This is a genomic window from Streptomyces sp. NPDC008121 (genome assembly GCF_042957155.1).
Lineage (GTDB): Bacteria > Actinomycetota > Actinomycetes > Streptomycetales > Streptomycetaceae > Streptomyces.
Genome location: NZ_JBIBHT010000009.1, coordinates 424915 through 444043, shown reverse-complemented (window position 1 = coordinate 444043; position 19129 = coordinate 424915). Strand labels below are relative to the sequence as shown.

At 73.5% G+C, this 19129-nt stretch carries 15 protein-coding genes; 7 read left to right on the top strand and 8 right to left on the bottom strand.

The features are described from left to right. Positions 1–456 precede the first annotated feature (456 nt). Together ACFZBD_RS29400 and ptsP are read left to right on the top strand one after the other, a co-directional pair. Positions 457–906 carry a PTS glucose transporter subunit IIA gene (locus ACFZBD_RS29400; RefSeq protein WP_391145304.1) on the top strand — a complete coding sequence of 150 codons (450 nt, stop codon included), beginning with the start codon at positions 457–459 and terminating at the stop codon, positions 904–906. Between the two features lie 83 nt (positions 907–989). Continuing rightward, positions 990–2660, top strand: coding sequence for a phosphoenolpyruvate--protein phosphotransferase (gene ptsP / locus ACFZBD_RS29395; RefSeq protein ID WP_391145302.1), 1671 nt, complete (start codon positions 990–992; stop codon positions 2658–2660). A gap of 66 nt (positions 2661–2726) precedes the next feature. Here ptsP and ACFZBD_RS29390 read toward each other — a convergent pair whose 3' ends face one another. Both ACFZBD_RS29390 and ACFZBD_RS29385 read right to left on the bottom strand, forming a co-directional pair. Continuing rightward, a complete protein-coding gene (locus ACFZBD_RS29390; RefSeq protein WP_391145300.1) occupies positions 2727–3620 on the bottom strand; it encodes a hypothetical protein in 894 nt (297 codons plus the stop codon). Between the two features lie 22 nt (positions 3621–3642). Next, positions 3643–4914, bottom strand: coding sequence for an MFS transporter (locus tag ACFZBD_RS29385; RefSeq protein ID WP_391145298.1), 1272 nt, complete (start codon positions 4912–4914; stop codon positions 3643–3645). A 46-nt stretch (positions 4915–4960) separates the two neighbouring features. On the opposite strand from ACFZBD_RS29385, the gene ACFZBD_RS29380 reads away from it, so the two are divergent. Beyond that, entirely contained in the window at positions 4961–6280 is a 1320-nt protein-coding gene (locus ACFZBD_RS29380) for an aminotransferase class I/II-fold pyridoxal phosphate-dependent enzyme (protein ID WP_391145295.1), read from the top strand. A gap of 111 nt (positions 6281–6391) precedes the next feature. Here ACFZBD_RS29380 and ACFZBD_RS29375 read toward each other — a convergent pair whose 3' ends face one another. Beyond that, positions 6392–8368: an acetoacetate--CoA ligase gene (locus ACFZBD_RS29375; protein ID WP_391145293.1), complete on the bottom strand. Its 1977-nt coding sequence runs from the start codon at positions 8366–8368 to the stop codon at positions 6392–6394. Positions 8369–8583: 215 nt separating this feature from the next. On the opposite strand from ACFZBD_RS29375, the gene ACFZBD_RS29370 reads away from it, so the two are divergent. Then, positions 8584–10938 carry a TIM-barrel domain-containing protein gene (locus ACFZBD_RS29370; RefSeq protein WP_391145290.1) on the top strand — a complete coding sequence of 785 codons (2355 nt, stop codon included), beginning with the start codon at positions 8584–8586 and terminating at the stop codon, positions 10936–10938. Between the two features lie 106 nt (positions 10939–11044). Here ACFZBD_RS29370 and ACFZBD_RS29365 read toward each other — a convergent pair whose 3' ends face one another. Beyond that, the gene (locus ACFZBD_RS29365; protein WP_391145288.1) at positions 11045–11557 is read right to left on the bottom strand and encodes an NUDIX domain-containing protein; all 513 of its coding nucleotides are present in this window, start codon (positions 11555–11557) and stop codon (positions 11045–11047) included. Positions 11558–11616: 59 nt separating this feature from the next. Here ACFZBD_RS29365 and ACFZBD_RS29360 point away from each other — a divergent pair, with 59 nt between their 5' ends. From ACFZBD_RS29360 to ACFZBD_RS29350, 3 genes are all read left to right on the top strand, one after another. Further along, positions 11617–12426 carry a M15 family metallopeptidase gene (locus ACFZBD_RS29360; RefSeq protein WP_391145285.1) on the top strand — a complete coding sequence of 270 codons (810 nt, stop codon included), beginning with the start codon at positions 11617–11619 and terminating at the stop codon, positions 12424–12426. Positions 12427–12596: 170 nt separating this feature from the next. After that, a complete protein-coding gene (locus ACFZBD_RS29355) occupies positions 12597–13070 on the top strand; it encodes a zinc ribbon domain-containing protein (RefSeq protein ID WP_391145282.1) in 474 nt (157 codons plus the stop codon). Beyond that, positions 13067–14254: a lipid-transfer protein gene (locus ACFZBD_RS29350; protein WP_391145280.1), complete on the top strand. Its 1188-nt coding sequence runs from the start codon at positions 13067–13069 to the stop codon at positions 14252–14254. Before ACFZBD_RS29355 ends, ACFZBD_RS29350 begins: the two co-directional genes overlap by 4 nt. Before the next feature lie 125 nt (positions 14255–14379). On the opposite strand, the gene ACFZBD_RS29345 is transcribed toward ACFZBD_RS29350, so the two are convergent. From ACFZBD_RS29345 to ACFZBD_RS29330, 4 genes are read right to left on the bottom strand one after another with little or no spacing between them, the layout of a single operon-like run. Further along, positions 14380–14985 carry an ATP/GTP-binding protein gene (locus ACFZBD_RS29345; protein WP_391145277.1) on the bottom strand — a complete coding sequence of 202 codons (606 nt, stop codon included), beginning with the start codon at positions 14983–14985 and terminating at the stop codon, positions 14380–14382. Then, on the bottom strand, positions 14966–15379 hold the full coding sequence (locus tag ACFZBD_RS29340; RefSeq protein ID WP_391145274.1) for a DUF742 domain-containing protein: 414 nt from the start codon (positions 15377–15379) through the stop codon (positions 14966–14968). The genes ACFZBD_RS29345 and ACFZBD_RS29340 overlap by 20 nt, the downstream gene beginning before the upstream one ends. A 13-nt stretch (positions 15380–15392) precedes the next feature. Beyond that, entirely contained in the window at positions 15393–15827 is a 435-nt protein-coding gene (locus ACFZBD_RS29335) for a roadblock/LC7 domain-containing protein (protein WP_391145271.1), read from the bottom strand. After that, on the bottom strand, positions 15824–19048 hold the full coding sequence (locus ACFZBD_RS29330; RefSeq protein WP_391145269.1) for a nitrate- and nitrite sensing domain-containing protein: 3225 nt from the start codon (positions 19046–19048) through the stop codon (positions 15824–15826). Before ACFZBD_RS29330 ends, ACFZBD_RS29335 begins: the two co-directional genes overlap by 4 nt. Positions 19049–19129 lie beyond the last annotated feature (81 nt).

The following is a 19129-nucleotide window of genomic DNA, read 5'->3' as shown; positions in this document are numbered from 1 at the left end:
CTCTCGGGCTTTCCTCCGGGCTTTTCCCTTCGGTCTTTCGTGTTTCCAGCTTAGCAGATCCGATTTCCGTTTCCGCCACCCGCTGGAGCGGGTTTGCCGGTTCAGGAATTCGCTTTTTGCGCTTTCCCTTGCGGCGGGGTCAAACACTACCAGGCTTTTTCGCTCCCCCCGACCACGCTCTCCGCAGTGCATGCAGAGGTGTAGACCACTGGGGTTAGGATCTGGCTCGATAGGTGCTGCCGACCCACGACTCGATGTCGCGTTGGGGTCAGGCAGAAGTACGACAGTACATCTCACCGTCAGTAGAGGCAAATCGTTTCTGGGTAGCCTCTAGGTCCGCCAACTGGTACGTCTCGTGCGGAACTAGGACTTCTCATGACATACGCTTCGGAACAGTACGCCGTCCAGGACAGGTAGTGACGGCGCCACACCATCTCCGCCCCTGGGAGGCTTCCCATGACAACCGTGTCGTCGCCGCTTGCCGGACGCGCCATCGGTCTCGCCGCAGTACCCGACCCCGTCTTCTCCGGCGCCATGGTCGGCCCCGGCACCGCCATCGACCCCGACCGTGGTCCGTCGGAGGCCGTTTCTCCGGTTGACGGCGTCATCGTCTCTCTGCACCCGCACGCGTTCGTCGTCGTCGACGGCGAGGGCCATGGAGTGCTGACCCACCTCGGGATCGACACCGTCCAGCTCAACGGGCAGGGATTCGAGCTGCTCGTGAACAAGGGGGACACCGTGACGCGCGGACAGGGCGTCGTCCGCTGGAACCCCGCCGAGGTCGAGGCGGCCGGCAAGTCCCCCATCTGTCCCGTCGTGGCCCTGGAGGCCACCGTCGACTCCCTCTCCGACGTCGTCGAGGACGGCGACGTGAAGACCGGCGACCAGCTCTTCGGCTGGAAGTGACGCCGGGCCGTCCTCGCGACGGCCGGGGGTCCGACATACATCGCGGCGGCCGGGGTGCCGTCGCTCTATCGGAGACGGGTGAGATGGAAACAACGCTGCGAGGCGTCGGCGTCAGCCACGGAGTGGCGATCGGCGAGGTTCGGCACATGGGCACGGCGGTACTCGAACCGCCGGCCAAGCAGATTCCCGCCGACGAGGCGGAGCGCGAACAGGGGCGCGCCCGCAAGGCCGTGGAAGCCGTGGCTGCCGACCTGATCGCGCGCGGCAATCTGGCCGGGGGCGAGGCACAGCACGTGCTCGAGGCTCAGGCGATGATCGCCCAGGACCCCGAGCTCATCGCCGACGTCGACCGCCGGATCGCGGTCGGCAGCACGGCGGAGCGCGGGATCTACGACGCCTTCTCCCACTACCGCGAGCTGCTCGCGGGCGCCGGCGAGTACATGGCCGGACGCGTGGCCGACCTCGACGACGTCCGCAACCGGATCGTCGCCCGCCTCCTCGGCGTGCCGATGCCGGGTGTGCCGGACAGCGACGAGCCGTACGTCCTGATCGCCCGGGACCTCGCTCCCGCCGACACGGCGCTGCTTGACCCGGCGCTGGTGCTCGGATTCGTGACCGAGGAGGGCGGGCCGACCAGCCACAGCGCGATCCTCGCACGGGCACTGGGCGTGCCGGCCGTGGTGGCGCTGCCTGGCGCGGGTGAGATCGGCGAGGGCACGGTCATCGCGGTGGACGGGTCCACCGGGGAGATCTTCGTGGACCCGACCGAGGAGCGGAAGGAGCGGCTGACGGCCGCCGCCGCCGAGCGCCGGGCCGCTCTCGCCGCGTCCAGCGGCCCGGGGGCGACCTCAGACGGGCACAAGGTGCCGCTGCTCGCCAACGTCGGCGGTCCGGCTGACGTGCCGGCGGCGGTGGAGGCCGGGGCCGAGGGTGTCGGGCTGTTCCGTACGGAGTTCCTCTTCCTGGACGACAGCGCGAAGGCGCCGTCCGAGGAGAAGCAGGTCGACGCCTACCGCAAGGTCCTGGAGGCGTTCCCCGAGGGCCGGGTGGTCGTGCGGGTGCTCGACGCCGGCGCGGACAAGCCGCTCGACTTCCTGACCCCCGCGGACGAGCCGAACCCGGCGCTGGGCGTCCGGGGGCTGCGGTCGCTGCTCGACCACCCCGACGTGCTGCGGACGCAGCTGACCGCGCTCGCCAAGGCCGCCGAGGGGCTGCCGGTGTACCTCGAGGTCATGGCGCCGATGGTGGCGGACCGTACGGACGCGAAGGCGTTCGCCGACGCGTGTCGTGCGGCGGGGCTGCGGGCCAAGTTCGGCGCGATGGTGGAGATCCCCTCCGCCGCGCTGCGGGCGCGCTCGATCCTGCAGGAGGTGGAGTTCCTGTCGCTGGGCACCAACGACCTGGCGCAGTACACCTTCGCCGCCGACCGTCAGGTCGGTGCCGTGTCGCGGCTGCAGGATCCGTGGCAGCCGGCGCTGCTCGACCTGGTGGCGCTGTCCGCCGAGGCGGCCAAGGCCGAGGGCAAGAGCTGTGGCGTCTGTGGTGAGGCCGCCGCGGATCCGCTGCTGGCCTGTGTGCTGACGGGTCTGGGTGTCACCTCTCTGTCGATGGGTGCGGCGTCCATCGCCTATGTGCGGGCGACGCTCGCGAAGTACACGCTGGCGCAGTGCGAGCGGGCCGCGGCGGCCGCGCGTGCGGCGGACACGGCCGACGAGGCCCGCCGGGCCGCGCAGGCGGTGCTGTCCGGGGAGTGATCTCGGCGGATCGTGGTCGATCGGAGGGGCTTCCCGTCACGTGAGTGGCGGGGAGCCCCTTCGGCGTCAGTGGTGGTCTGGCCAGTCGTCCTCGGGGGTCAGGTCGAAGCCCGCGTGGTAGTCGGCGTGGGGCTCGGGGGCGATCGGCTCGCCCGTGCGGGCGTCGGTGCAGTAGGCGTTGAAGACCTCGGCCTCGCTGAGCGGCAGGAGCGACCCCTGGGTGAGGCGCCAGCCGTGCAGGCGGTCGCGGGCGCCGGGGGCGGTGGTGCGCAGGACGACTCCGCCGGGGGCGCCGAGGGCGATGCCGGTGGCGAGGACGGTGACGAACTGGGCTCCCTCCGCGCTGTCGAACCGGGCCGGGCCGCGCTCGTCGCGGGTGGTGTGGAGGAGGGCCAGGAGCTGTTCGTCGGCGGCGGGGACGCTGCAGACGAGGTGGTGGGTGCCGGGGCCGGCGGCTTCGAGGAGGCGGACGAGCAGATGGGAGGCCCGGTCGAAGGCGGCTCGGCCGATGTCCTCGCCGCAGGTGGCGCACTCGCCGGTGTCGGCGAGGAGCATCGTGGCGTACTCCCAGGTGGCGCGGTGGACGGCGGTGTCGATGAGGGTGGGGACGAGGTCGGTCATGGGCTGGCCGGTGTAGGGGACGCGGGCGCCGGTGACGGCCCGCTCGGCGGTGTAGCGGCTGCGGCTGTCGGGGCGGTCGGGGTCGAGGCCGGTCTCGTCGCAGTAGGCGGCGTACTCCTCGGGGTCGAAGAGGGCGACGGTGGTGTGGCCGCCTCGGGTGGCGAGCTCCTTGAGCAGGGACTCCACCTGGCGGAGATAGGCGGGGTGGTCGTCGAAGCGGAAGGTGGCGTAGTGCCGCATGGCGGCGAAGTCGTCCTCGTCGGCGAGGAGGGCGACGGTGCTGGGGACTTCGCGGCGCAGGGCGCGACGCAGGGCTGCGGTGGTGTCGGGCTGTGGCATGTCTCCCCCTGGGTCCTGTCGATCAATGCTCACTCACCGTAGCGGTGGGCACTGACAGTGACGGTCGGGTGAGGGTGCGGCGGACGAGGCGGCTCTGGACCGCGCAGGTGGCGGCGAGGGCGGCTCCAAGAACAGGCCAGGCCAGGGGGCCGGCGGAGATGACGCCGGTGAGGAGGAGGGGTCCGGCGAAGCGCTGGGTGGCGGGGGCCAGGGCGTGGACGCCGAGGTAGCTGCCCTGGGCTTCGGCGGGGGCGAGGGCGACGGAGAGTTCCCAGGAGACGGTGGCCTGGACGATCTCGGCGAAGGTGAGGGCGATGATGCCGGCGGTCAGTGCGGCGATGGCGAGGGCGGGTCCGCCGGCCGCCGAGGCGGCGAAGGCGAGGGTCCCCGCGGCGAAGAGGCACGCGAGCGGCACGAGGAGGCGGCGGGCGGCTTCGGTGGTGGCGCCGAAGCGGGCGAGGGGGACCTGGAAGAGCACGACGAGGACGCTGTTGACGACCATGAGGGCCGGGGCGAGTCCGACGGGGGCGTCGGTGGCGTGCACGATCCAGAGCGGCAGGGCGACTTGGAGGATCGAGTCGTGGAGGGAGAGGACGCTCTCGTTGGCGGTGAAGAGGAGGAAGGCGCGGTCGCGCCAGGGGCTCGTGGGCGGGGCGGGCTGGGTGGCGTCCGGGTGCGGGCCGGGGGCGGCGGCGACGCGGACGGGGGCCGGGGGTTCGGCGCAGCGCAGGGTGAGGGTCGCCATCACGAGGTAGGTGAGGGCGTTGCCGATGAGCAGGAGTTGGAAGGCGGTGCTGGTGGCGACGGAGAGGGCGGCGGCGGCGCCGAGGCCGCCGACGGACCAGCCGAGGTTGCCGACGGTGCGGTTGATGGCCTGGTAGCGGACGCGTTCGGGGCCGGCGACGCGGGTGGCGTAGAGCTTGGTGAGGACGTTCGTGCCGCGGTCGGGGACGGCGCCGATGGCGGAGTAGAGGAGCAGCAGGGCGTACGTGTCCGTGGTGAGCAGGGCGAGGAGGGCGGCGGCGCGCAGGAGTTGGCCGCCGATGAGGAGGCGGGTGAGGGGGAAGCGGTCGGCGAGGCGGCCCGCGAGGGGGGCGCCGATGATCCCGAAGCCGCCGGAGACGCCGACGAGAAGGCCGATCTGGCCGATGCCCAGGCCGGAGACGTAGGTGAAGTAGAGGGCGATGGAGGTGGCCCAGAGGCCGGTGCCGGACTTGTCGATGAAGCCGATGAGCAGCATGCGGCGGCCGTCGGTGCCTCCTGGGATGCGGTCCTTCAGTGGTGTGCGGCGCACGGGCCCCCCTTGACGTCGGCTTTTGTATCGATACATAATTCGATACGTGGCAGCACAATATTCGATCGTAGGGACGACGGCCAAGGGGATTGCCGCGTCCATCGAGCGCGGGGTCTCCGAGGGCGGGCTCGGGCCGGGGGACGCGCTGCCCCCGGTGCGGCGGCTCGCCGACGAGCTCGCCGTCAGTCCCGGGACAGTGGCGACGGCGTACCGGGAGCTGCGGCAGCGGGGCGTCGTGGTCACCCGCGGGCGCGGCGGGACGGTGATCGCGCAGGCGCCCTCGGTCGCCTCGCGACGCCCGCCGCGCGTGCCGGAGGGGCTCGTCGACCTCGCGGGCGGCCATCCGGACCCCGCGTTCCTGCCCGAGCTGCGCCCTCCGGCGCTGGTGCGGCCGGTGTACGGCTCCCATCGCGCGTCACCCCGGCTGGGCAGGCTCGAGGAGCTGACGCGGGAGTGGTTCGCGCGGGACGGTGTCCCGGCCGAGCACGTGACGTTCGCGCACGGTGCGCTGGACTGCATCGCCCGGCTGCTGTCGACGGAGCTGAATCCCGGTGACGCGGTGGCGGTCGAGGACCCCGGCTTCCACCATCTGCTGGACCTGGTGCCCGCCTTGGGCCTGCGGATGGTGCCGGTCGCCGTGGACGCGGAGGGGCTGGTGCCGGAGGCCCTGCGCACGGCGCTGCGGTCAGGGGTACGGGCGGTGGTGTGCAGCCCCCGGGGTCAGAGCCCCACGGGCGCGTACTTCGGACGCGGCCGGCGGGACGCGCTCGCGGCGGTCCTCGGGGACTTCCCGGAGGTCCTCGTCGTGGAGGACGACCACAACGCGGACATCGCGGGCGTACCCGCGTACACCCTCGCCGCGGCCGGGCTCGAACGGTGGGCCCAGGTGCGGACCGCATCCAAGCATCTGGGGATCGACCTGCGGTGGGCCGGGCTCGCCTGCGACCCGGTGACGCTGGCGCGGCACGACGGGCGGCTGCTCATGACGTCCGGCTGGGTCAGCCACGTCCTGCAGGAGACGGCGGCCGGGCTGCTCGCGGACGAGGAGGTCCGGCGCCTGGTGGCGGCCGGCGAGAAGGCGTACGGCGTGCGGCGGACGGCGCTGATCGAGGCGCTGGCGGGGCACGGGATCGGCGCGGTCGGGGCGAGCGGCCTCAGTGTGTGGGTGCCGGTGCGGGACGAGTCCGCGGTCGTCAACGGGTTGCGCACCCGTGGATGGTGGGTGGCGGCGGGGGCGCGGTTCCGGATCGCCTCGGCACCGGCGGTGCGGATCACGACGGCGGCGCTGGAGGAGCCGGCGGCGCGGCGGCTGGCGGCCGACTTCGCCGGGGTCCTCGGCGAGACGCAGGCGACGTACGGCGGGTAGCCGTCACGGCGGCCGGTGGACCGGGAGGGTGCGGAGCCGGCGGAGGCCGCGGGGCCGGCGGACCGGGCGGTGGGGCGGGGGCTCGGCCCCGCCCCGCCCCACCGCCGTCGGCTACCGCTTCCGGGCGCGGGAGGCGGCCAGGGTCTCGTAGAAGGAGAGCAGGCCGAGGTCGTCCACGGAGCCCGGGTTGACGGCCTTGGCCAGGGGGGTGCCCTGGAGGAGGCGCTTGACCGGGACCTCGATGCGCTTGCCGGTGAGGGTGTGGGGCACGCCGGGGACCTCGATGATGTCGTCCGGGACGTGGCGCGGGGAGAGTTCGGAGCGGATCGTCCGGTTGATGCGGGAGATCAGCGCCTCGTCCAGGGAGACGCCGTCCGCGAGGTGCACGAACAACGGCATCCAGTAGCCGCCGTCGGGCTCCTCCAGGCCGATGACGAGGGATTCGCGGATCTCGGGGAGCCGTTCGACGGCTTCGTAGATGTCGGCCGAGCCCATCCGGACGCCCTGGCGGTTCAGGGTGGAGTCGGAGCGGCCGTGGATCACGACGGAGCCGTGGTCGGTGATCGTGATCCAGTCGCCGTGGCGCCAGACGCCGGGGAACATCTCGAAGTAGCTGTCGCGGTAGCGGCTGCCGTCGGGGTCGTTCCAGAAGTGGATCGGCATGGACGGCATGGGGTTGGTGACGACGAGTTCGCCCACCTCGCCGGTGAGCGGCTTGCCCGAGGGGTCCCATGCCTGCAGGTCGGTGCCGAGGCCGGCGGCCTGGAGCTCGCCGATGTGGACGGGCAGGGTGGGGACGGCGCCCGCGAAGCAGGAGCAGACGTCGGTGCCGCCGCTGACGGAGGCGATCCACAGGCCCTCGCGGACCTCGTCGTGCAGCCAGCGGAAGCCGTCGGGCGGCAGCGGGGAGCCGGTGGTGGCGACGCAGCCGACCGCGGAGAGGTCGAAGTCCCGGCCGGGGTGGACCTCCGCCTTGGCGCAGGCCATGACATAGGCGGCGGAGGTGCCGTAGAGCGTGGCGCGGGTGCGTTCCGCGACCCGCCACTGGGCGGCCGTGTCCGGATAGCCGGGGCTGCCGTCGTAGAGGACGACGGTGGTGCCGGTGAGCAGACCGGAGACGAGGAAGTTCCACATCATCCAGCCGGTGGAGGTGTACCAGAAGAACACGTCATCGGGGCCCAGGTCGCAGTGGAGGCCGAGCTGTTTGAGGTGTTCGACCAGGATGCCGCCCTGGGACTGCACGATCGCCTTGGGCAGGCCGGTCGTACCGGAGGAGTACAGGACCCACAGGGGGTGGTCGAAGGGGACCTGTTCGAAGACCGGGGCGGTGTCGGCGGAGGTGAGGGCCGACCACTCCAGGGTGCCCTCGGGGGCCTCGGTGCCGAGGAGCGGGATGTGGACGACCGCGCGGAGGGTGGGGAGCTCGGCGCGCAGCTCGGCGACCGTGTCGCGGCGGTCGTGCTCCTTGCCGCCGTAGCGGTAGCCGTCCACCGTGAAGAGGACGACGGGCTCCACCTGCTGGAAGCGGTCCAGGACGCTGCGCGCCCCGAAGTCGGGGGCGCAGGAGGTCCACACCGCTCCGACGGCGGCGGTGGCGAGCAGGGCGGTGACGGCCTCGGGGATGTTCGGCAGATAGCCGCTGATCCGGTCGCCCGGGCGGACGCCGAGGGCGCGGAGTTCGGCGGCGAGGGAGCCGACCTGGCGCCGGAGCGTGGCCCAGCTGATCGGCCGCGGCTCATGTGTCTCGTCCACATGAAGCAGGGCCGGGTCATGGGGTCGCTCGGAGGCGGCGCGCAGGGCGTGTTCGGCGTAGTTGAGGGTGGCTCCGGGGAACCACTGGGCTCCGGGCATCGACCGGTCGCCGAGGACGCGGTCGTACGGGGTGGCGAACCGGACGTCGAACCACTCGACGACGGCCCGCCAGAACGACTCCAGCTCCTCGACCGACCAGCGGTGCAGGGCCGGGTATCCGCCCTGGGCCGGGGCTCCGTGGTGCTCGGCCGCCCAGGACTGGAAACGGGTGACCGCGGCCGCGGCGATTCGTTCCTCGTCCGGCTGCCAGAGCGGGTCGGTGTGCGCTGATGTCATGGGGCGGCTCCCTGGGCGTACGCGGGGTCTGCGTGGGTCGCGCGCACGCGCTGGGGTGTGCGCGTGACGCGGCTGACAGGGACGATGCCATGGGAGCGGCTTTCGCACCAGGTTTCGCCGCCCATGGTCCGGTAGCTGAATATGTGCTCCCACCACGGGTGAACGGCAGTTGAACGAACCCCGCTCGGACCTGCGGCGATGGCAGGGTGAGCGGCATGGACGGTCGTGAGCTGGTGCGTTCGATGAGGGTGTTCGGATCGGTGCGGGGGTGGCGGGCGGTCCGCGCGGGGTGGCGGCAGCGGCGTACGGACGCGTGGGGGCTGCCCCGTGGGGGGCCGGAGCGGGCCAGGGTGCCGGGGCCGGTCGGGGAGGCCGTGCCGGCTCCGGGCGGGGGGACCGTCCGATTCGCCCGCTCGGAGCTGCGGATCCGCGTCTCGGCGGGGGGAACGGTGTTCTGGGGATGGGACGGGGCCGAGCCGCTTCCTTCGTACGCGGTGGCGGGCGAGCCACCCGAGCCGGACCCGCGGGCCGTGTTGGAGCCCGACATGGACGGCGGCTGGCGTGTGGTGTCGGAGCGGGTGACGGTCGCGGTCTCCCGGCACGGGGCGGTGGAGGTGCGGACGCCGGGCGGTGTCGTGCTCCGCCGGGATCTGCCGCCGCGCTGGTGGGAACCGGTCGGGGGCGGTCCTGCGCGCTGGGCGCAGCGCAGCGAGGCGCCCGCGGACGCCCGGTTCTTCGGCCTGGGCGGGCGGTCGGCCGGGCCGCGGCTGCGGGACGGTACGTACCGGTTGTGGAACACCGACCCTCACGGGAGGTTCGGTCCCGGCGACGATCCGCTCTACATCACCATGCCGGTGCAGTTCGTGGTCTCGGACGCCGGCACGCACCTGGCCTTCCACGACAACTCCTGGGACGGCCGGGTCCGGCTCGCCGAGGGCGAGGAGGGCGCGGGTTCGGGGCACGACCGGCCGGGGGTGGTCGAGGTCCGGATGAGCGGGGGGCCGTTGCGCTGCTGGGTGGTGGTCGGGACCCCCGCGCGGGTGCTGCACGGCTGGGCGGCGCTGACGGGTGTGCCCGCGCTGCCGCCGTCCTGGGCGCTGGGGCCGCAGCACGCGCGCTGGGGGTTCGGCAGCGAGCGGGAGGTGCGGCGGGTGGTGGACGGCTATCTCAAGCGGGAACTGCCGCTGTCCGTCCTGCACCTGGACATCGATCACTACGACGGGCACCGCGTGTTCACGGTCGACCGGGAGCGGTTTCCCGATCTGCCGGGGCTGGCGGCCGATCTGCGCGAGCGGGGCGTACGGCTGGTGTCGATCGTGGACCCCGCCGTCAAGGCCGAGCCGGGCGAGCCGGTGTACGACGGTGGGGCCGCCCTCGGCGCGTTCGTCCGCGACGCAAGGGGCCAGGAGGTGCGGGGCGAGGTGTGGCCGGGCGCGTGCGCGTATCCGGACTTCACCGATCCGGCCGTACGGGAGTGGTGGGGCGGGCTGTACGAGGAGCGTCTGGCGCAGGGTTTCGCCGGTTTCTGGCACGACATGAACGAGCCGGTCTCCTTCTCCCCCTTCGGCGACCAGACGCTGCCCCGGTCGGCCCGGCACGCGCTGGACGGCCGCGGCGGCGACCATCGCGAGGCGCACAACGTCTACGGCCTGACCATGGCCCAGGCGGGCTACGAGGGGCTGCGCCGGCTGCGGCCCGAGGAGCGGCCGTTCCTCTTCTCCCGCTCCGGATGGGCGGGGATGCAGCGGTACGGAGGGACGTGGTCGGGCGATGTGACGACCGGCTGGCCCGGACTGCGGGCGTCGCTGTCGCTCGTCCTGGGTCTCGGGCTGAGCGGAGTGCCGTACTCCGGTCCCGACGTGGGCGGTTTCGACGGGAGCCCCTCGCCGGAGCTGTTCCTGCGCTGGTTCCAGCTGGGGGCGTGGCTGCCGCTGTTCCGTACGCACGCGGCGCTCGACGCGGGGCGGCGCGAGCCGTGGGAGTTCGGCCCGGACGTCCTGGAGCACGCGCGCGTGGCCCTGGCCGAGCGGGAGCGGCTGCTGCCGTACTTCGTCACCCTGGCGCGGCTCGCCCGGCTGACCGGGGCGCCGTACGTGCGACCGCTGTGGTGGGGGGCGCCGGAGGACCGGGCGCTGCGCGACTGCGAGGACGCGTTCCTGCTCGGCGACGCGCTGCTGGTGGCCCCGGTGCTGTCCCGGGGCACGGACCGGCGGGCGGTGCGGCTGCCGCGCGGGCGCTGGTACGACACGGCGACCGGGCAGGCGTACGAGGGGCCGGGGCAGGTGCTCCTGGAGGCGCCGCTGTCCCGGATCCCGGTGCTCGCGCGCGCGGGTGCGGTCGTTCCCGTACGGGGCTGGGGCGACGAACTGGAGCTGGAGGTCTGGGCTCCGGCGGCGGGGCGGACCGGCGGCGGTCTGATCGTGCGGGACACCGGGGACGGGTGGGAGCCGGCCGAGATCGAGCGGTACACGTCGCGGCTCGAGGGCGGGAAGGTGGTGGTGGAGCGGGTGACGGACGACGGGGCGCGGCAGACGGACCTTCCGGTCCGGGTACGGGGCGGGGAGGGCTGACGGGCGGCGGGGAGGCCGTCGTCACGCGCGCGGGGAGGGCGGGCGGGGGGCGCCGTCGTCACGCGCGCGGGGACGGGAGGGCTGACGGGCCGGGGACGCCTGTTCGTCACGCGCGCGGGGAGGCGTACGCTCCCCCGAACCAGCGCCGGACCGCCTCCGTGTGCAGCGGGAAGGCCAGCTCCGCCGGGGCCGTGAGCAGGTGCCAGCCGCTCGTCTCGTCGGTGGGGGCGGAGGGCGGGAGTTCGGCGGCCGGGCGGGGCGGGAGCAGGCCGAAGAGCAGGAGGTGGCCGGCCGGGGAGCTGAGGGCGTCGGCGAGGCGCACGTCGTCCGCCGCCGCCTCGATGCCGGTCTCCTCGCGCAGCTCACGGACGACGGCGGCGCGCCAGTCCTCCCCGTGGTCGATGAAGCCGCCGGGCAGGGCGACGTGGCCCCGGCGCGGCTCGATCGTGCGGGTGATGACGACGAGTCCGGTGCCGGCCTCGTCCGTCGCCGGGAGGAGGGTGACGGCGACGGGCAGCGGGTTGCGGTACGCCACGGAGCCGCAGGATGCGCAGGTCCGGGGCCACAGGGCGGTCTCGCCGTAGGGGGCGCCGCAGGCGGAGCAGTGGGAGTCCTTCACGGCAGGACCGTACGCGATCGCCCTTCCCCGTGCCCGGGAAAACCTGATAGACGGTGCGCATGAGAGGACTCGTATCCGCCTTACGTACCGCCGGTGTCCTGGCCGTGGCCGGCCTGTGCGCCTCCACCGCCGCCGTGCCGTCCGCGCGGGCCGTGCCGGAGCCCAAGGCCCCGAAGGAGTTCACGGCCCTGGCGTCGGTGGACCGGACGATCATCCAGGAGATGCGCTACACCACGGAGCACAACTTCGTGGGCGAGCCGGTCGACGGCTACCGTCAGCCGCTGTGCATCCTGACCCGACCCGCCGCCGAAGCGCTGCAGCGGGCGCAGCGCAAGCTGCTCGCGCGCGGCTACACCCTGAAGGTGTACGACTGTTACCGGCCGCAGCGGGCGGTCGACCACTTCGTGCGCTGGGCGAAGGATCTCCACGACGAGCGGATGAAGGGCGAGTTCTATCCGCTGGTCGAGAAGGCGCGGCTGTTCGAGGACGGTTACATCGCGGAGAAGTCCGGGCACAGCCGCGGTTCGACGGTCGACGTGACGCTGGTACGGCTGCCCGTGGTGCCCACCCGGCCGTACGAGCCGGGCGAGCCGCTGGTGGAGTGCTTCGCTCCGCGGGCGGATCGATTTCCCGACTCCTCGGTCGACATGGGGACGGGCTTCGACTGCTTCGACACGCTGTCCCACACCGAGGATCCGCGGATCCAGGGGACACAGCGGGCCCACCGGCAGCTGCTGAAGACGACGCTGGCGGAGCAGGGGTTCGTGAACCTGCCCGAGGAGTGGTGGCACTTCACGTTCAAGCCGGAGCCGTTCCCGAGCACCTTCTTCGACTTCCCCGTGGCGCGGCGGTCGGTCGCCGGACACTGAGCCGGCCGCGGCGGCCCTGTGCGGCACGGGCGGCCGGGGCCACCCCCGTGGGTCCCGGCCGTCCGTGCTGTCCGGAAGGACGCAGGACGGGCCCGTACGGTTCACAGCTGTCGACATCCGTGCCAGACTCCTGACGGTTCGTCAGATCAGGGTGCTCGGGGAGGGCCGTCGTGACACGGACGCGCAGACCAGTGGTGGCCGGATGGTTCACCGACGACGGCGAGGACGGGGCGGACTTCCGCCTCCTCGGAACCCGCTGCACCGCCTGTTCCTCCGTCTTCTTCCCCCGCGAGGACTCCTGGTGCCGCAACCCCGGCTGCCCGGGCGGCGGGGAGCTGGCCGAGACCCCCCTCTCCCGGCGCGGCGTCGTCTGGTCGTACACCGACGGGCGCTACCGCCCGCCGGCGCCGTACGTCTCCGATCCAAACGTGCCCTGGGAGCCGTACACCCTCGTCGCCGTGGAGCTGGCGGCGGAGGCGATGGTGGTTCTCGGCCAGGCGGCCCCGGGCGTACGGACCTGCGACCTGAGGGTCGGCATGGAGGTCGAGCTGGTGCCGGGCGTCCTCGACGAGGATGCGGAGCACACCTGGACGACCTGGCACTGGAAGCCGGTGCACGCGCGCGGGGATCGGGAGCGGTCATGAACGACATCGCCGTGCTCGGCGTCGGGATGCATCCGTGGGGGAAGTGGGGGCGCAGCTTCGTCGAGTACGGGACGGCGGCGGCCCGGGCGGCGCTCGCGGACGCCGGGCTGAGCTGGCGGGACATCGGTGCGGTGGTGGGAGCGGACACCGTACGGGGCGGATACCCGGGGTACGTCGCCGGGGCCACCTTCGCGCGGGCGCTCGGGTGGCAGGGGGCGCGGATCACCAGCGTGTACGCGGCGTGCGCGTCGGGCGCGCAGGCCGTGAGCGCCGCGCGCGCCCAGATCCTCGCCGGGCTCGCGGACGTGGTCCTCGTCGTCGGCGCGGACGCGGCGCCGAAGGGTTTCTTCGCCCCGGCGGGCGGGGAGCGGCCCGACGATCCCGACTGGCTCCGCTTCCGCGTGCTCGGGGCGACCAATCCTGCGTACTTCGCCCTCTACGCGCGGCGCCGGATGGCGGTGTACGGCGACACCGTGGACGACTTCGCACGGGTCAAGGTGAAGAACGCGGCCGCGGGGGCGCTCAATCCGCTCGCCCGCTACCGCAAGGCGGTGAGCGCGGAGGAGGTCGCGGCCTCGGCCTTGGTCGCCGATCCGCTGCGGCTGCTCGACATCTGCGCGACCTCGGACGGGGGCGCCGCGCTGGTCCTCTCGGGCATGGAGTTCGCCCGCCGGCACGGGCACGCCGATCCGGTCCGTATCCGGGCGGTCTCCACCGTCTCGCCGGTCTATCCCAGGGCGGTCCTCGACCTGCCCGACATCGCGACCGACTCCGCCGTCGCCGTCTCCCCCGCCCCGTACGGCTTCCGGGCGTCGATCGCCCGCGCGGCGTACGAGGAGGCGGGGATCGGCCCCGAGGACCTGTCGCTCGCCGAGGTCTACGACCTGTCCACGGCGCTGGAGCTGGAGTGGTACGAGGACATCGGCCTGTGCGGGGCGGGCGAGGGCGCGAAGCTGGTACGGGAGGGGGTCACCGCGCTCGGCGGACGCGTACCGGTCAACCCGAGCGGCGGCCTCGGCTCGTTCGGCGAGGCCGTTCCCGCGCAGGCGATCGCGCAGGTCTGCGAGCTGACCTGGCAGTTGCGCGGGACGGCGGGCGCTCGGCAGGTGGCCGGCGCGCGTGTCGGGATCACCGCGAACCAGGGGCTCTTCGGGCACGGTTCGGCCGTGGTGGCGGTGCGCTGAGCAGCCCCGCCCCGGGGTCGGGGCGGGCCCGTCAGGTGGTCGCCGGGGTCGGGGGTCGGCTGAGGTGGGGCCTGGGGTCCGGGGCTTGGGGGCCGGGGCTTGGGGTCCGGGGCTTAAGCGGCCCGTCAGGTGGCCGCCGGGGTCGGGCTGCGGTCCACCAGGACCAGGGCGTGCTGGACGACCGCCACCAGGACGTTCTTCACGGACTCGCGGTCCCGCGCGTCGCACATCAGCAGCTCCACCTCGGGGTCGAGGTCCAGCGCCCCGCGCACGTTCTCCGCCGAGAACCGCCGGGCGCCCTCGAAGCAGTTGACGGCCACGGTGAAGGGGATTCCTCGCCGCTCGAAGTAGTCGATCGCCGCGAAGCTGTCCTCCAGACGGCGGGTGTCCGCCAGGACGACCGCCCCGAGCGCGCCCTGCGCCAGCTCGTCCCAGAGGAACCAGAAGCGGTCCTGTCCGGGGGTGCCGAAGAGGTAGAGGACCAGGTCCTCGCGCAGGGTGATGCGGCCGAAGTCCATCGCGACCGTGGTGGTCGACTTGGACTCCACTCCGTGCAGGTCGTCGACGGGCCGCCCCGCCTCGCTGAGGATCTCCTCGGTGCGCAGCGGACGAATCTCGCTGACGGCACCGACGAGGGTGGTCTTGCCGACCCCGAAACCGCCCGCGACCAGGATCTTCAAGGTCACCGGTTCGACGAACGGCTTCTTGCGGCTAGAGCGCCCGAAGGCCATTGATCACCTCGCGGAGAATGCTCACGTCCGGCAGCTCGGCCGGCGGAACGGGGCGGGTCACATGGACGAGTTCGTCCTCGACGAGATCGCCGACGAGGACACGTACGACTCCGACGGGAAGATCGAGTCCGGCGGCGAGTTCGGCGATCGACTGGGGCGTTTCGGAACAGAGTTCGACGATCTCCACATGCTCCGGAGAGAGCGTCTGGTCACGACCGGGGTCGTCGGCGGCCGGTTCCGGCACCACCAGGGCGATCAGGTCGAGACGGTGACGGGTGGCGGCGCTGGTCCGGCCGCGGGTCATCGCGTACGGACGGACCACCGGCCCGGCTTCGTCGTCGAACCAGTGGCGGGCACGGTCCTGCCCCCGGTCCTGCAGATCTGCGTCACTCATGCCGTCCCCCCACTCATCCTCCGGCGGACAGGTCCGAACGGGGCGCCGTGGTGAGGTGGACCCCGACCCGCTTGACCATCAGTGTCATCTCGTAGGCGACCTGGCCGACGTCCGACTCGGCGTCCGCGAGGACCGCGAGGCAGCTGCCGTCACCGGCCGCCGTCACGAACAGGAACGCCTCCTCCAGCTCCACGACGGTCTGCCGGACCCTGCCGGCCTCGAAGTGGCGGCCGACGCCCTTGGCGAGGCTGTGGAATCCGGAGGCGACGGCGGCGAGGTGCTCGCCGTCCTCCCGGGTCAGGTCGGCGGAGGCGCCGGTGGGGAGGCCGTCGCTGGAGAGCACCAGGGCCTTCCGGATGGATCCGACCCGCTGGACCAGCTCGTCGAGGAGCCAGTTGAGCTCGCCGTTTCCGGAGGTCGTGGGTGCTGCGGCGTTCGGTGCGGTCATCGACCGTCCCCCTCGGGTGTCGTTCCTGGTGCTGTCGTCTCTGCGTTCTGCCGTCGTCCGCGCTGCCAGCCGCGCTGCATGGACGCCATGCGGCTGCGCACTTCCTCGGCGTCGCGCTCGAAGTCCGCCGGGGAGGCGCCGGCCGAGCCGGGCGCCTCCTGCTCCCGCGTGCGCTCGCCGCTCTCGCGCAGCTGGGGCGCGAGGCTGGCCTGACGGACCCTGCGGGGCAGCCCCCCGAACGGCGCTGGGCCCTCCGGCGGGACGCTGCCCGCCGGCGGAGCGGGAGCGTCCGAAGGGACGGGACCGCCTGGCGGGACGGGACCCGACGGCGGTACGGGAACCAGCAGGGGCGGGGTTCCGCGCCCGGCGTTCCGGGGGCCGCCGGGGGCTCGGTCCCGGGCCCGCGCGCTTCCGTGGTCGTGGTCGGCGTCCGTAGGGCTCGGGGCTCCCTGGGGGCGGCGGGCGGCGGGCGGCTCCTGCCCGGCACGCTCGTCTCGGGCGTCGTGCGCGTCCGGGGCGTCGAGCGCCGCGTGCGCGTCGTGCGGGGACGGGTGGGCGCGGCCCGGCTCGTCGACGCGGCGGCCGTGGTCGGCGACGAGCGTCGGCGGACGGCGCCGGGGCAGCGGCACGGGGCCGCTGTCGCTTTCGGACGCCTGCGCGGACGACCGGTCGGATCCCGGGCCCGGCGTACGGCCGGCGGCCTGACCGGGTGCCCGCTCGGACCTGCGGCCCGCGGCCCAGCCCGACGTACGGCCCGGCCCTCTGCCCAGCGGCAGGCTCGACGGCGTGCCCGGGGTCCGGTCGGGTCCCCGCTCGGCCGCCGTGTCGGGGGCCTGCTGGTGCTGCTCGCCGTCGGGCGCCGCCGCGAGACCGGGGCGGGTGCCGCCACGGCGTCGCGGGTCGCGGGCCCGGAAGAGGCCGCCGCGCTCGCTCTCGGTGTCGAGCAGGTCGGCGGACCGGTCGAGCAGGTCGTCGAAGCCGGCGTCGCCGAGCGGCGCCTCCAGCTCGACGGGGCCGTTCAGCGGCGCGGCGAGGGGGTCGTCGCGGTCCGCGCCGGAGGCTCCGCCCAGGGGCCGGGGCCCGTTCCCCGGTCCGCTCAGGAGGGGGGCCGGGGCAGGGCGGCCGGGGCCCGTGGAGCCGGGCGTCGTGTGCGGGACCTGGGTGAGCGCGGCGCGCCGGGCCGGCAGTTCGACCGCGTCGCCGCGGCTCGTCCCGGACGCGGCGCCGACCGCCCGGTCCGGACCGCCCCGCTCCAGGCCGTCCCGCTCCCCGTTCTCGCGGCCCGGGCTCTTGCGGTCCAGACGGAAACCCGCGCCCTCCGTCTCGGGGGCGTCCGTGAGCAGCGCGGCCGGGATGAACACGACCGCGGTGGTTCCTCCGTACGGCGAGGGCTGGAGCGAGACGCGCACGTTCTGGCGCTGGGCGAGGCGGCTGACCACGAAGAGGCCGAGCCGGTCCGTGTCGGAGAGCTCGAACTCGGGGGTCTCCGCGAGGCGGAGGTTGGCGTCGAGGAGGGCGTCGGCGTTCATGCCGAGGCCACGGTCGTGGATCTCGAGGGTGAAGCCGTTGGCGACCCGCTCGCCGAGGACCTGCACGGCGGTGTGCGGGGGCGAGAACACGGTGGCGTTTTCGAGGAGTTCGGCGATGAGGTGGGTGAGGTCGGCGACGGCCGGGCCGCCCACACCGAGGCGGGGCAGGCGGCGGACCTCGATCCGTTCGTAGTCCTCGACCTCGGCGACGGCCGCCCGTACGACGTCCATGAGCTGGACGGGCTTGCGCCACTGGCGGGAGGGGGCGGCGCCGGAGAGGATCACCAGGCCCTCGGCGTGGCGGCGCATGCGGGTCGTCATGTGGTCGAGCCGGAAGAGGTCGGCGAGCTCCTCGGTGTCCTCGGTGCGCCGCTCCATGGTGTCGAGGAGGGTGAGCTGACGGTGGAGCAGCACCTGGTTGCGCCGGGCGAGGTTGACGAAGACCTCGGAGACGCCGCGGCGCATGTCGGCCTGTTTGACGGCCGCTTCGACGGCGGCGCGCTGCAGGGTGTTGAGGGCCTGGCCGACCTGGCCGACCTCGTCGTCCTCGTACCGCAGGTGCGGTACCTCGGTCTCGGTGTCGACGTGTTCCCCGGCGGCGAGCCGCCGCATCACGCTGGGCAGGCGGACGCCGGAGACCTCCTGGGCCTCCTTGCGCAGCCGGCGCAGGTCGCGGACGAGTCCGCGGCCGACGCGGACGGAGACGATGACGGAGACGAGCAGGGCGAGGAAGCCGAGGACGCCGGCGACCCCGGCCTTGAGCAGCACGCTGTAGGCGGCGGGCTGGACCCGGTCCTGGTAGCGGTCGCCGGCGGCGGTGTTCTCCCGGGCGAGGTCGTCGAGGACCGGGCCCGCGAGGTCGGCCCAGCGCTCGGGGCTGACGGAGCGCGGGTTCTTGGTCGCGCCCGCGACGATCAGGGCCTCCTCGGCACGGCGCAGCGGCTCGGTGGAGGGGCTCGTCCAGTAGCGCTCGAACTTCTCGCGCTCGGCGGCGGGGAGGACTTCGAGGCTGGTCTCGTAGAACTGCTTGCGGTTGGCGACGAGGTCGGAGATCTTGCGGATCTCCTCGGCGGTGATCCGCTCGGCGATGAGCGCGGACATGACGAGCGCGTCCTCGCGGGAGAGCAGTTCGCGGCCGCGGACGACACCGACGAGGGCGCGTCCCTGCTTGTCCATCTCCACGTTCTCGAGGGCGTGGAGGGAGAGCAGGAAGCCGTAGCAGGGGTCGACGAGACGGTTGTAGAAGTCGAGAGCCTCGACGCGGCCGATGCTGCGGTTCTCGACGGAGCGGCGCAGGGCGTCGAGGCCGTCGAGCGCTTCGAGCAGGGAGCCGAGGCGCTGGGAGGTGACGGGGCGCATCTCCTCCCGTACGCCGGAGTCGACGGCGTTCTCCCGGATGCGGGCGATCTGGCGGTCGGTCGCCTCGCGGCCGACGCGGAGGGTGGTGAGGGCGTCGGAGGCGCGCGGGTCGGCGAGGTAGATCAGTGACTGGCGGCGTTCCTTCTGGATGACACGGACGGTGTCCTCCAGGGGGTAGCCGATCTTCTCGACGATGTAGCCGACGTCGAGAAGCTGGTCCGCCTCGCGGCCGGTGAGCGTGGTCGCGAAGCCCCAGAGGCCGGTGAGCGAGAGGAGGGGAACGAGCAGCAACGCCACGATCTTCCGGCGGATGGACTTTCCGCGAAAGCGCATGGCCTCCCCCAGCTCGGCCCCCGCCCGACGCGGAGGTCTCCCACGTCGACGCGCGGGCGTCGGCCCACGGCGTCAACCCAC